General features: G+C 70.6%; 13 protein-coding genes and 1 pseudogene. 3 read left to right on the top strand and 11 right to left on the bottom strand.

Going from position 1 to position 12215, the window contains the following annotated elements; genetic code table 11:
- Positions 1 to 52: 52 nt before the first annotated feature.
- Positions 53 to 670, top strand: coding sequence for a trimeric intracellular cation channel family protein (locus CSC68_RS05820; protein WP_162202579.1), 618 nt, complete (start codon positions 53 to 55; stop codon positions 668 to 670).
- A gap of 6 nt (positions 671 to 676) precedes the next feature.
- Here CSC68_RS05820 and CSC68_RS05815 read toward each other — a convergent pair whose 3' ends face one another.
- From CSC68_RS05815 to rhlB, 11 genes are all read right to left on the bottom strand, one after another.
- Positions 677 to 1258, bottom strand: coding sequence for a helix-turn-helix domain-containing protein (locus CSC68_RS05815; protein ID WP_162202578.1), 582 nt, complete (start codon positions 1256 to 1258; stop codon positions 677 to 679).
- A 36-nt stretch (positions 1259 to 1294) separates the two neighbouring features.
- Positions 1295 to 1501, bottom strand: coding sequence for a hypothetical protein (locus CSC68_RS05810; protein WP_162202577.1), 207 nt, complete (start codon positions 1499 to 1501; stop codon positions 1295 to 1297).
- 193 nt (positions 1502 to 1694) lie between these two features.
- A complete protein-coding gene (locus CSC68_RS05805; RefSeq protein WP_211365691.1) occupies positions 1695 to 2195 on the bottom strand; it encodes a hypothetical protein in 501 nt (166 codons plus the stop codon).
- A 52-nt stretch (positions 2196 to 2247) separates the two neighbouring features.
- Positions 2248 to 3126 (bottom strand): RNA polymerase sigma factor RpoH, encoded by an 879-nt coding sequence (rpoH, locus tag CSC68_RS05800; protein ID WP_162202576.1) that lies wholly within the window; start codon positions 3124 to 3126, stop codon positions 2248 to 2250.
- 199 nt (positions 3127 to 3325) lie between these two features.
- Positions 3326 to 4039, bottom strand: coding sequence for a pirin family protein (locus tag CSC68_RS05795; RefSeq protein ID WP_162202575.1), 714 nt, complete (start codon positions 4037 to 4039; stop codon positions 3326 to 3328).
- Positions 4036 to 4422 (bottom strand): DoxX family protein, encoded by a 387-nt coding sequence (locus CSC68_RS05790; RefSeq protein ID WP_162202574.1) that lies wholly within the window; start codon positions 4420 to 4422, stop codon positions 4036 to 4038. Before CSC68_RS05790 ends, CSC68_RS05795 begins: the two co-directional genes overlap by 4 nt.
- A gap of 103 nt (positions 4423 to 4525) precedes the next feature.
- On the bottom strand, positions 4526 to 5254 hold the full coding sequence (ung, locus tag CSC68_RS05785; RefSeq protein ID WP_246193458.1) for a uracil-DNA glycosylase: 729 nt from the start codon (positions 5252 to 5254) through the stop codon (positions 4526 to 4528).
- A 34-nt stretch (positions 5255 to 5288) separates the two neighbouring features.
- A complete protein-coding gene (locus CSC68_RS05780) occupies positions 5289 to 6113 on the bottom strand; it encodes a response regulator (protein WP_162202573.1) in 825 nt (274 codons plus the stop codon).
- Positions 6113 to 7063 carry a permease-like cell division protein FtsX gene (gene ftsX / locus CSC68_RS05775; protein WP_162202572.1) on the bottom strand — a complete coding sequence of 317 codons (951 nt, stop codon included), beginning with the start codon at positions 7061 to 7063 and terminating at the stop codon, positions 6113 to 6115. Before ftsX ends, CSC68_RS05780 begins: the two co-directional genes overlap by 1 nt.
- Positions 7060 to 7746 (bottom strand): cell division ATP-binding protein FtsE, encoded by a 687-nt coding sequence (gene ftsE / locus CSC68_RS05770; protein WP_028915177.1) that lies wholly within the window; start codon positions 7744 to 7746, stop codon positions 7060 to 7062. Before ftsE ends, ftsX begins: the two co-directional genes overlap by 4 nt.
- A 150-nt stretch (positions 7747 to 7896) precedes the next feature.
- Positions 7897 to 9621, bottom strand: coding sequence for an ATP-dependent RNA helicase RhlB (rhlB, locus tag CSC68_RS05765; protein WP_162202571.1), 1725 nt, complete (start codon positions 9619 to 9621; stop codon positions 7897 to 7899).
- Positions 9622 to 9825: 204 nt separating this feature from the next.
- Here rhlB and trxA point away from each other — a divergent pair.
- Together trxA and rho are read left to right on the top strand one after the other, a co-directional pair.
- Positions 9826 to 10173 (top strand): annotated as a pseudogene (trxA, locus tag CSC68_RS05760) (thioredoxin TrxA); the annotation flags it as partial.
- Positions 10174 to 10417: 244 nt separating this feature from the next.
- Positions 10418 to 12154: a transcription termination factor Rho gene (gene rho, locus CSC68_RS05755; RefSeq protein ID WP_162202569.1), complete on the top strand. Its 1737-nt coding sequence runs from the start codon at positions 10418 to 10420 to the stop codon at positions 12152 to 12154.
- Positions 12155 to 12215 lie beyond the last annotated feature (61 nt).

Genomic DNA, 12215 nt, shown 5'->3' with positions numbered 1-12215 from the left:
AACCGCGGCGCGGGCCTGCGATCCTTGCGATCCCTCCAGACCAGGCCGCGCCGTGTCCCTGCTCCTGCTGCTGTTCGACCTGCTGGGTACCTTCGTGTTCGCGCTCAGCGGCGGCACGGTGGCGGTGCGGCACCGGCTGGACCTGTTCGGCGTGCTGGTGCTGTCCTGCGCCGCGGCGGTATCCGGCGGCATCGCCCGCGACGTACTGATTGGCGCGCAGCCGCCGGCGGCGCTTGCCGACTGGCGCTACCTGGCGGTGGCCATGCTCGCCGGCGTGGTGACCTTCTACCGCCACGAGGCGATCGAGCGCATGCGCAACCCGGTGCAGCTGTTCGACGCGGCCGGGTTGGCACTGTTCGCGGTGCTGGGCACGGGCAAGGCGCTGGACTTCGGCGTGCCTCCCTTTGCCGCGACCCTGCTGGGCATGCTCAGCGGCATCGGCGGCGGCATCGCCCGCGACCTGCTGGTTGCGCGCACGCCGGTGGTGCTGCAGGCCGAGCTGTACGCGGTGGCGGCGCTGGCCGGCGCGGGCCTGGTCGCGCTGGCGCATATCGGTGGATTCCCCAGGGTGCCGGCGATGGCCGCCGGAGCGCTGGTCTGCTTCGGCCTGCGCTTCATGGCCATCCGCTACGGCTGGCACCTGCCGGTGGCGCGTCCGCCCGGCGAGTGACGCCGCTCAGCCGTGGTTGAGCTCGGCAGCGTAGGCCATCACCAGGTAGGCCACCGCCGGCTCGTCCCCGGGGTTGTGGTAGGCATGGGCCTGGTCGGCGCGGAAGTGGATGGCGTCCCCGGGGCCCAGTGCATGGCGGTGTCCGTCCACCTCGATCTCCATGCGCCCGCTGCCGACCACCAGGTTCTCGACGGTGCCGGCGGCATGGGCCTCGGCGTGTTCGGATGCGCCGGCGGCCAGGCGGATCTCGTAGAACTCCACCGAATGGCTGCCGTTGAACGGGAACAGCGCGCGGGTGACGTAGGCGCCATCCGGCGAGACCAGCTGCTTGCAGCGGTCGGCGCGCAGCACGGCGACCGCGTGGTGGCCGCCGGGATCCTGCAACAGGTCGGCAACGGGCACGTCGAGCGAGGCGGCGATCCTGTCCAGCACCTTGAGGGTCGGTGCGCTGCGCCCCTGTTCGATCTGCCACAGCATCGCCCGGCTCACGCCCGAACTGCGGGCCAGCGCCTCCAGCGACAGATGGCGCTGCCGGCGCAGTTCCGCCAGCCGGCGCGCAACGCGCGCGGCAAGGTCATCGCCGTGCATGGGACTGGCCATTCCGTCGGCCATGGCGGCGCGGCTTCAGCCGGCGCGTCGGCCCGCCATGCGCAGGGCCGCCGACGCCGTGGGCGTCGAGGGGCGGAACACGGCCACCGAGGTGGTTCCGCTGCGGGGGTCCACCCACAGGAAGCGCTGGCTGCGGCTGCCCCGCCCGCAGTCGCGCAGCGCCTTGCGGCGGCGGTATTCGGCGACGTCGTAGATGAGGGCGGTGGCGGCTTGGGCTTGCATCGCGGTCCGGGCAACTGGAACTGGCAGCCACTGTGCCGTCCGCCAGGCCGATGGGGAAACAACGCATGGGCATAGCCATATAACCCCCGTCTGGGAAAACGGACGCGCGTTCAATATCGCGGATATTTTTCCTTTCGGATCAATCTGTTGTAAAGCCCATTCTGCGGGGACATGATGACATTGCCGATGGGAATCAGCCCCGACACCCCCGCACGGAGACGCCGATGAACACCGCGATGAACATGATGCCGATGGGAAGCATGCCGGCTTCGATGCCGTCCATGCCGATGGCGACGATGATGCCGATGATGTGCCACATGGACTGCTCCATGACGGCCGACGGCATGATGTGCGTGATGAAGCCGGCCGAAGGCACGACCATGGAGATGCTCCAGGCCTGCTGCGACATGATGACGTCGATGATGGCCTGCGGCACGCCCTGCGGGATGATGTGCGGCAACATGCCGATGATGGCCTGCTGCGGCATGCCGATGATGCCGATGATGACCTGCACCATGGAATCCGGCGGCATGGTCTGCATGATGAAGCCCACCGGCATGATGAGCATGGACATGATGAAGATGTGCTGCGAGACCATGGACCGGATGATGGCCTGCGGCATGCCGATGACCATGACCTGCGGCGGCATGCCGATGATGGTGTGCATGCACTGATAGCCGCGCATCCGCCGCAAAAGCAAAACGGCCCCGGAAGGGGCCGTTTGCTTTTTACCGCCTCGCTGCGGCTCAGGCCGCCAGCAGCGCGCGCATCTTCTTCATCGCGTTGGCTTCGATCTGGCGGATGCGCTCGGCGGAGACGCCGTACTCGTCGGCCAGCTCCTGCAGCGTCACCTTGCTGTCCTCGTCCAGCCAGCGGCGGGCGATGATGTCGCGCGAACGCGCATCGAGGCTGGCCAGGCCGTCGCGCAGCAGGTCGAGCTTGTGGCCTTCGCTGTCCTGGCGCTCGTAGGCCTGCGACGGATCCTCGTCGTGCGCGACCAGGTACGCGGCCGGCGACGGCGGCGCATGCTCGTCATCCTCGTCGGACGGCGCATCGAAGCCGATGTCGCGGCCGGACAGGCGCGCTTCCATCTCCAGCACCTCGCGCTCGGAGACATTGAGGTCCTTCGCCACGGCGCTGACCTCGGCGGCATTCATCCAGCCCAGGCGGGTCTTGGCCTTGCGCAGGTTGAAGAACAGCTTGCGCTGCGCCTTGGTCGTGGCGACCTTCACGATGCGCCAGTTCTTGAGGATGAACTCGTGGATCTCCGCGCGGATCCAGTGCACCGCGAAGCTGACCAGGCGCACGCCCAGGTCGGGGTCGAAGCGCTTGACCGCCTTCATCAGGCCGATGTTGCCTTCCTGGATGAGGTCACCCAGCTGCAGGCCATAGCCGTTGTAGCCGCGGGCCACGTGCACGACGAAGCGCAGGTGCGAATGCACCAGTTCGCGCGCGGCATCCAGGTCGTTCTGGTCGCGGTAGCGGCGGGCGAGCGCCTGTTCCTCGTCGACGCTCAGCACCGGGATCTGGTGCACGGCGCCGATATAGGCCTCCAGCGAGCCGAGGGGGCTGGGGACCGGCAGGTTGTTGGCGACGAGCTCGGTGGAACGGATGGTCTGGGTCATGGCTGGCATCTTAGCAATCGGGAGGTTGGACTGCTAACGCCGGGACTGGTTCCCCAGCATTGCGGTAATGGAACAGGTTTCGTTCAGGAAAATCCAAGGAAAAACAGTTGCTTGGGATCCGGCGGAGCCTGCTGGAGGGCAGTCTCCCGCAGGCCCCGCGACAGCGCTGTGACCCTGGTCAACGCGCGGGGTTCCCCGGTCACTGGGCCGGCAGCGCGGGCAGGTCGAACACCAGAACCTCGGCGTCTTCGCCGGCCCCGATCGCGACCTCGGCCTCGTCCTGGTAGCGCAGGGCGTCGCCGGCACCCAGGCGCCGGCCATTGACCGTCGCCGCGCCGCGGACCAGGTGCACGTAGGCCAGCCGGCCGGGGGCCAGGGCCAGGCGCGCCTGCTCGGCCCCGTCGAACAGGCCGGCATACAGGCGCGCGTCCTGGTGCATCCGCAGCGAGCCCTCGGCCCCGTCGGGGGAGACCACCAGGCGCAGGCGGCCACGCTTCTCCGCCGGATCGAAGCGCTTCTGCTCGTAACCGGGGGTGATGCCGGCGCGCTCGGGCAGGATCCAGATCTGCAGGAAATGGGTGGCCCGCTCCGGGTCCGGGTTGAACTCCGAGTGGGTCACGCCGGTGCCGGCGCTCATGCGCTGGACCTCGCCGGGCAGGATCCGCTCGACGTTGCCCATCGAGTCGCGGTGGGCCAGGGCGCCGTCCAGCACGTAGCTGATGATCTCCATGTCGCGGTGGCCATGGGTACCGAAACCCTGGCCGCCGGCGACGCGGTCCTCGTTGATCACCCGCAGCGGGCCCCAGTGCACGTGCCCGGGATCGAAGTAGTCGGCGAAGGAGAAGCTGTGCCAGGAATCCAGCCAGCCATGGTTGGCGTGGCCACGCTCGGCGGCCGGTCGCAGTGTGATCACAGGGCACCTCCGGGGTTCATGTGCGGGTCGTTGGAGCCGCCGGTGCGGCCGCGCCGCCAGGCATCGAGGCTGAAGTCGCCGGGGCCGTAGGCGGCCAGCAGCGCCAGGGCGCCGCCCAGCAGCAGGCTGCGGGCCAGGTCGATCGCCTGCTGGGGATCGCCGGCGGCGGGCAGCGCCAGGCCGGGCAGCACCTTCAGCACGCCGATGGCCAGTGCCGCGGTACGGGTCCATGTCCCGCCCAGCAGGGCCAGCGCCGCGACCAGTTGGAGTGCCGGCGGCAGCGACGCCGGGCCGGCTTCGGGCGCGACCAGTCGCGTCCACGCATCGCCGGCCAGCGGTACGGCCAGGGCGATCCGGGCGAGCAGTGCATATAGATGGTGCATGGCGGCCTCCTGGGGAATCCGCACGGGGCGGTTCCGGATGGCCGACAGCATGGTTGAATACACCTGCGGGATAAAGGTGCGCAGGAACTACTTATTGTTCTATCTATGCCGCAGCTTCGGCCAGCATGGCCTCGACCTCCGCCCGAGGCGGCAGCGACCAGTCCACTGGCGCCTGCCCACGGCGGACCAGGTATTCGTTGGCCGCGGTGAAGTGGCCGCAGCCGAAGAAGCCCCGGTAGGCCGACAGCGGCGAGGGATGCGGCGCCTTCAGCACCCGGTGCCGGCGCGAGTCGATGATCCGGCCCTTGGCCTGGGCGTAGCTGCCCCAGAGCATGAACACCAGGCCCTCGCGCTCGCGCGCCAGGGTCTCGATGGCGTGGTCGGTGAAGCCTTCCCAGCCCTTGCCCTGGTGGGCGCCGGCCCTGCCCTGCTCCACCGACAGCACGGCGTTGAGCAGCAGCACCCCGCGCCGGGCCCAGGGCAGCAGGCAGCCGTGGTCCGGCCTCGGCAGGCCCAGCTCCTGGCCGATCTCCTTGAAGATGTTCTCCAGCGACGGCGGCACCGGCACGCCCGGCAGCACCGAGAAGCACAGGCCGTGGGCCTGGCCGGGCCCGTGGTACGGGTCCTGGCCCAGGATCACCACCTTGACCTGGTCGAAGGGCGTGGCGTCGAACGCGGCGAACAGGCGCGGCCCCGGCGGATACACCTGCACCCCGGCGGCCTTGCGCTGGCGCAGGAACACCGACAGCTCGCGCATCTCCGGGCGCAGCAGCCAGTCGCCGATGCGCGCCTTCCAGGACGGCTCGAGGCGGATGACGGGTTCGTCGGCCATGCCCGGCTCCATCGCTCCGGCCACGGTACGCGGCCTAGCGCTCCTCCAGCCGCGCCAGGCGCAGCTGGAACAGCACCTTGGTGACCAGCAGGCGTTCCTCGATCGGCTTCTGCACCAGGTCGTTGGCGCCGGCGCGCAGCAGCCCGGACTGGTTGTGGCGGTTGGCGTCGCCGGTCATCACCAGCACCGGCAGGCGGCGCTTGCCGTAGTCGAAGTCGATGCGGATCCGCTCGACCACGTCGCGCCCGCTCAGCTCGCCCTTGAGGGTCACGTCGGTGAGCACCAGGTCGATGCGCGGGACGCGGCCCAGCGACTCGGCGGTCAGCAGGGCGAACGCCTCCTCGGCGGTGAGCACGTGCACGACTTCCAGCTTCTGCCGCTCGAGCATGCGCTTGGTGGCCTCGGCCACGACGCGGCTGTCCTCGATGTACAGCACGCGCGCGCCGGGGATCGGCTGCGGCTGCACGTAGCCGCGGATGAACTCGGCCAGCGCCTCGTGCCCCAGCGACTTGTCGAAGTAGTCGGTGACGTATTCGGTGAAGCGGCGCTCGACCAGGTGCTGCTGGGCGTCGCCGGAGACCACGATGATCGGCACGTAGGCCTGGGCGGCGGCGCGCACGCTGCGCGCCAGCTCCATGCCGTCGCCGTCCGGCAGCGACAGCGCCGTGGTCACGAGGTTGACCGAACCGGCCTCCAGCGCCTGCCGCGCCTCCTCGATGCTCGAGCAGCCCACCACTTCCACGCCCGGGAGCTCGCGCACCAGGACGTCGGCGATCAGTTTGCGTACAAGCTTGGATCCATCAGCGACCATCACCCGGGGGTTGTCGCTGATCAGGTACTTCAGGTCGTGCGAGGCCATCAGGTCTCCGTGGGACGGGTCTGCCGCAGGAAATGGCCGGTAACCGCCCAGGCCCCCAGCCACCCCATCAGGACGGTGCCCACCAATACCATCGACGAGTGCAGGGCATCCAGTCCCTTGAGTGCGAAGCGGCTGCCGTAGCTCTCGCTGAGCGCCGCCAGCGGGCCGCCCAGGGCGGCGCCGGCCCCGCCGATCAGCAGCAGCGCCAGCACGCCGGCGCCCAGGCCGTACCAGGCGCCGAGGTACAGGAAGGGCCGGCGGATGAAGCCGTCGCTGGCACCCAGCAGCTGCAGCACCCCGATCTCCTCGCGCCGCGACTGGATGTCCAGGCGCACGGTGTTGCCCACCACCAGCAGCGCGCCCAGGCCCAGCAGCACCGACAGCACCTGGACCACGCGCTGGCCGAAGCGCAGCCAGGCGTCCAGGCGCTGGCGCCAGAGCGCATCGTGCTGGACCAGGTCGGCCTGCGGCAGCGCCTCCAGCTCGGCCGCCAGCCGCGCCTCGTCGCCGGCGGTGGCCGGGGTCACCACCAGCAGCGCCGGCAGCGGGTTGTCGCCCAGCGCGTCGATCGCCTCGCCGAGCCCGGCCTCGCGCAGTTCGGCCAGGCCCTGCCCGGGGGTGCGCACCTCGACTGCGGCCACGCCGGCGCGGCCACGCAGCTGCCCGGCCAGCATGGACGCCGCCGGCATGGCCACGTCCTGCTTCAGGAACACGCTGATCTCGCGCGACTGCTGCACGCTGCCGGCGAAATGGCGCAGGTTGTCCATCACGATCGACAGGCCCAGCGGAAGCGCCAGGGCCAGGCCCATCACCGCCACGGTCAGCAGGGTCGCCCAGGGCTTGCCCGCGGCGCGGCCGGCGCTGAAGGCCAGGCTGTGCAGGTGCTGGTCGAACCACACGCGCAGGCGCGAGGGCGCGGAGGGGGCGGTCGCCTTCTTCGCGGTGCTCATTCGGCCAGGTCCTTCGGCGAGATGTCGTCGACCAGGCGGCCGTGGTCCAGCACCAGCACCCGCTTGCGCATGCGCTTGAGCAGGGCCAGGTCGTGGCTGACCACCAGCACGCTGGTGCCGCGCTCGGGCAGCCCGGCGAACAGGGCCATGATCTCCGCGGCGAGGGTCGGGTCGAGGTTGCCGGTCGGTTCGTCGGCCACCAGCAGCGGCGGCTCGGCGATGATCGCCCGGGCGATGCCCACGCGCTGCTGCTCGCCGGCCGACAGCTGGGTCGGCAGCGCCTTCTCGCGGTGGCCCAGGCCCATGCGTTCGAGCACCGAGCGCACCCGCTTGCCGATCTCGGCGCGGCGGGTGCCGCGCAGGATCAGCGGCAGGGCCACGTTCTCGCCGACGGTGCGGTCGGTCAGCAGGCGGTGGTCCTGGTAGACCACGCCGACCTGGCGCCGGTGCAGGGCGACCTTGCCGCCGCGCACGCGCTGCAGGTTGCGCTCGCCCAGCAGCACCGCGCCGCGGGTGGGGCGTTCGGACAGGTGGATGAGCTTGAGCAGGGTGCTCTTGCCGGCGCCGGAATGGCCGGTGACGAACAGCATCTCGCCCTCGTCCACGCCGAAGCTGACATCGACCAGCGCCTGGTGCCCCCCGGGGTACTGCTTGCTGACGTTTTCGAATCGCAGGACGGTCATGCCGCGATTATGCGGGGGCGCGCACGGCGAAGCGACCGCGGCGGCGACGGCCGGCAGGAATCGTGGCTCCAGACGCACGTATCCCCGGACGTGGCGGCCACGACCGGGGATACGGGATGCAGCGAAGCGTCGCCCGCGCGGGGCGACGGATCAGCCGCCGACCAGCGAACGCAGCTTGCGGCCGATGCGGCCCAGCAGGGACTCGCGCTTGGGCTCCTGGGCCGGCGCGGGACCACGTACCGACGGGGCCGACTGGCGGATCGCCGGCACCGCGGACGGATTGGCCTGGTCGCCGGCCTGCACCGCACCTTCGACCGGCTTGCCGCGACGGCGGCGACGGCGCTTGCGCGGGGCGCGCTCGCCCTCGCCGGCCGCGGCCGGGGCCTCGTTGCCCTCGACCGGCGGCTGCTGGCGCGGCGCGCGCTCCGGCGCGGCCGCCTGGGCCTCGCCAGCGGCGGCGGGAGCAGCGCCCTCGCCCTGCGGCTTGCGCCGCGGACGACGCTCGCCGCCCTCGCGGCGCTCGCCACCGCTGCGGCCAGCGCCGGCGCCGCCACGGCCGCCGCGCGAACGGCCGCCACCGCGGCGCTCCTCGTCGGCGGCGCGCTGCTCGCGCGCCTCGCGGAAGATCTGGCCGATGCTCTCCTCCTCGCCCTCTTCCGCGGACTCGCCTTCCGGGCGCGCGCGCTCCGGGCGCGGCAGCGGGGTCAGCAGCTCCGGGGTGACCGGCTCGGACGGGATCTTCTGCTCGATGTAGGCCTCGATGTCCGGCAGGCTCATCGCGTAGCGCTCGCAGGCGAAGCTGATCGCGTCGCCCTCCTCGCCCAGGCGCGCGGTGCGGCCAATGCGATGGACGTAGTCCTCGGCGTCGAACGGCAGGTCGTAGTTGTAGACGTACTTGATGCCGTCGATGTGCAGGCCGCGGGCGGCCACGTCGGTGGCGACCAGGATCTCCAGCTGGCCCTTCTGGAAGCGGTTGAGCAGGGTCTCGCGCTTCTTCTGCGGCACGTCGCCGGACAGCACGCCGACGCGGTAGCCGGCCTTCTCCAGGGCGCGGGCGACGCGCTCGACGAACACCTTGGTATTGACGAACACCATGGTGCGGGCGCCCTCGCTGCGCGACAGCAGGCCCAGCAGCAGCGGCAGCTTCTCCTCGTCGGCCGGGTAGTAGAGCTTCTGGCGCACGCGCGCGGCGGTGACGGTCTCGGCCTCCACCACCAGCTTCTCCGGCTCGTTCATGTGCTCGTAGGCCAGCTCCAGCACGCGGTGGCTGAGGGTGGCCGAGAACAGCAGGGTCTGGCGCTCGGTGCGCACCGGCATGCGCCGCAGCAGGAAGCGGATGTCCTTGATGAAGCCGAGGTCGAACATGCGGTCGGCCTCGTCCAGCACGCAGATCTCGCAGGCGTGCAGGGACACCACCTTGTGCTGCTTGACGTAGTCGATCAGGCGGCCGGGCGTGGCGATGATCACGTCCACGCCCTGCTGCAGCAGCTCGCGCTGCTTGTCGTAGTCCACGCCGCCGTAGACCAGGGCGAAGCGCAGGCCCAGGTGGGAGCCGAACTTGACCGCGTCCTTGTGGATCTGGATCGCCAGCTCGCGGGTCGGGGCCAGGATCAGCGCGCGCGGGTCTTCCGGCTTGCGCTCGGCCAGCGCCGGGCGGGTCAGCAGGCGGTTCATCACCGCGACCAGGAAGGCCAGGGTCTTGCCGGTGCCGGTCTGGGCCTGGCCGGCGACATCGCCGCCGCGCAGGGCCACCGGCAGGGTCAGCGCCTGGATGGGGGTGCATCGGGTGAAGCCTGCCGACTCGAGCCCGGCGAGCAGCTCCGGATGCAGGTCGAAGGAGGAAAACGTTACATCGGTCAGCGGCTTGTCGCTCATCATCCAGTCTTCTTGTGGCCCGGTCCGGCGTTGCCCGGTGGGCGGCCCTTGGCGGCCTTGCAAATACGTTCCCGGCCGCCGCACACTGCGCCGGCGCCGGGCCGCGCGGCCGTCGGTGGGACGGTGTAGCCCACTTGACATCTCCGCGGAACGCCCCAGTTTACCCTAAGCTGCCCCCCTGCCCCGCGGAGGGCGGCCCGCAATCCCACGGAGACGCAAGTGAACGAGAAGGTGATGCATATCGGCGATGCCGATTTCGACAGCGCCGTGCTGCAATCCCAGGAGCCGGTCCTGGTCGACTTCTGGGCCGAGTGGTGCGGTCCGTGCAAGATGATCTCGCCGATCATCGACGAGCTGGCCGACGCCTACGAAGGCCGCATGAAGGTGGCCAAGGTCAACATCGACCAGAACCGCGCCACGGCGATCAAGTACCACGTGCGCTCGATCCCGATGCTGCTGCTGTTCAAGGACGGCCAGGTCCAGGCGACCCAGGTCGGCGCGGTCGGCAAGGGCCAGCTGACCCAGATGATCGACAAGACCCTGGCGGCCTGAAGCCGCCCGCCGGACGGGCCACGCCCGTCCGGCCCCGGGGCCTGAACCCAGGCCCCACCAGCCTGCGGCGGCGCTTGCCGCCGCCAGGAACCTGGTGCTAGTGTCATCGCGTCCGGTCGCTCCACGCGACCGCCGTCCCGCCGGAAGCGACCCCGCCGCAAGGCCCCGCGACGCCGGCGCACCCCACCCAACCAGTCTCCGCCCGCTTCCGGGCGCTCGCATCTGCCAGCGAGGAATTCCAGTCTTGTCCGAGAACACCCAGCCTGAAGCGCCCGGGAGCGACGACGCACCCGCCGAGAAGCGCGCCCGCAAGCGTGTAGCCAAGCCGGCCGACGCCGCTTCCAACGCCCCCGAATCCACCCCCGCGACCCCGCCGGTCCAGGCCGCGCTGCCGATGCCTTCGGCGCCGGCCGGCGAGTCCGCGCCCGCCAGCAGCGCTCCTGCCGCCCCCCAGGGTGGCCAGGACGCCGCGCCGGCCCAGCCTGCCCCGCAGGGCGGCGGCCAGCAGAACCAGAATGGCCAGGGCGGCCAGAATGGCGACGGCGGCGACCGCGACCAGCGCGAGGGCGGCGGCCGCAACCGCCGCGACCGCTTCCGCAACCGCCGCGACCGCCAGCGCGAGCGCTTCCGCGAGGAAGGCGGCATGCAGGACGACGGCGGCAACAACGGCCAGCAGAACCCGCCGCGACCGCACCCGAGCGTGCCGGAGGGCTTCCCGCAGTACTCGCTGGGCGACCTCAAGCGCATGCCGGCGCACAAGCTGCTGGAGATCGCCGAGCAGCTGAACATCCACGAGGGCGTGGCCCGTGCCCGCAAGCAGGACGTGATCTTCGCCCTGCTGAAGGTGCTGACCCGCCACGGCGAGGGCGTCCAGGCCGACGGCGTGCTGGAGATCCTGCCGGACGGCTTCGGCTTCCTGCGCGCCGCCGAGGCCAGCTACCTGGCCGGCCCGGACGACACCTACATCTCGCCCAGCCAGATCCGCCGCTTCAACCTGCGCACCGGCGACCACCTGTCCGGCCGCATCCGCTGGCCCAAGGACGGCGAGCGCTACTTCGCCCTGTCGGTGGTGGACACCATCAACGGCGAGCCGCTGGAGGCGAGCAAGAACAAGACCCTGTTCGAGAACCTGACCCCGCTGTTCCCGCGCAGGCGCTTCCGCCTGGAGCGCGGTGACGGGTCCACCGAGGACATCACCGGCCGGATCCTCGACCTGATGGCCCCGCAGGGCAAGGGCCAGCGCTCGCTGATCGTCTCCCAGCCGAAGGCGGGCAAGACGATGATGATGCAGCAGATCGCCACCGCGATCACGACCAACCACCCGGACGTGCACCTGATCGTGCTGCTGATCGATGAGCGCCCCGAGGAAGTGACCGAGATGCAGCGCACCGTGCGCGGCGAGGTCATCTCCTCGACCTTCGACGAGCCGGCCGCGCGCCACGTGCAGGTCGCCGAGATGGTGATCGAGCGCGCCAAGCGCCTGGTCGAGCACAAGAAGGACGTGGTGATCCTGCTCGACTCGATCCCCCGCCTGGCCCGCGCCTACAACAACGTGGTGCCGTCCTCGGGCAAGGTCCTGACCGGCGGCGTGGACGCCAACGCCCTGCATCGCCCGAAGCGCTTCTTCGGCGCCGCGCGCAACGTGGAGGAAGGCGGTTCGCTGACCATCATCGCCACCGCGCTGATCGACACCGGCAGCAAGATGGACGAGGTGATCTACGAGGAGTTCAAGGGCACCGGCAACTCCGAGGTGCACCTGAGCCGCCGCATCGCCGAGAAGCGCGTGTTCCCGGCCATCGACATCAACCGCTCCGGCACCCGCCGCGAGGACCTGCTGATCGAGCCGGAACTGCTGCAGAAGATCTGGATCCTGCGCAAGCTCCTGCACCCGATGGACGAGATCGGCGCAATGGAGTTCATGCTCGACAAGATGAAGAACACCAAGTCCAACGACGAGTTCTTCTCCTCGATGAAGCGCTGAGGGACGCCGCCCCGCGCGGCAGTCCCACGAAGAAGCCCCGCCCAGGCGGGGCTTCTTCGTG

This window comes from Pseudoxanthomonas suwonensis, assembly GCF_010093235.1.
GTDB classification, from domain to species: Bacteria; Pseudomonadota; Gammaproteobacteria; order Xanthomonadales; family Xanthomonadaceae; genus Pseudoxanthomonas; species Pseudoxanthomonas suwonensis.
This window is presented reverse-complemented; position numbering and strand designations above follow the sequence as displayed.

Bases quoted from the DNA above. Each gene is read 5' to 3' on its own strand.
- CSC68_RS05815 (WP_162202578.1), bottom strand. From the start codon at position 1,258: ATGCACGGCGATGACCTTGCCGCGCGCGTTGCGCGCCGGCTGGCGGAA.
- CSC68_RS05810 (WP_162202577.1), bottom strand. From the start codon at position 1,501: ATGCAAGCCCAAGCCGCCACCGCCCTCATCTACGACGTCGCCGAATAC.
- rpoH (WP_162202576.1), bottom strand. From the start codon at position 3,126: ATGACCCAGACCATCCGTTCCACCGAGCTCGTCGCCAACAACCTGCCG.
- CSC68_RS05790 (WP_162202574.1), bottom strand. From the start codon at position 4,422: ATGCACCATCTATATGCACTGCTCGCCCGGATCGCCCTGGCCGTACCG.
- ung (WP_246193458.1), bottom strand. From the start codon at position 5,254: ATGGCCGACGAACCCGTCATCCGCCTCGAGCCGTCCTGGAAGGCGCGC.
- CSC68_RS05780 (WP_162202573.1), bottom strand. From the start codon at position 6,113: ATGGCCTCGCACGACCTGAAGTACCTGATCAGCGACAACCCCCGGGTG.
- ftsX (WP_162202572.1), bottom strand. From the start codon at position 7,063: ATGAGCACCGCGAAGAAGGCGACCGCCCCCTCCGCGCCCTCGCGCCTG.
- ftsE (WP_028915177.1), bottom strand. From the start codon at position 7,746: ATGACCGTCCTGCGATTCGAAAACGTCAGCAAGCAGTACCCCGGGGGG.
- rhlB (WP_162202571.1), bottom strand. From the start codon at position 9,621: ATGAGCGACAAGCCGCTGACCGATGTAACGTTTTCCTCCTTCGACCTG.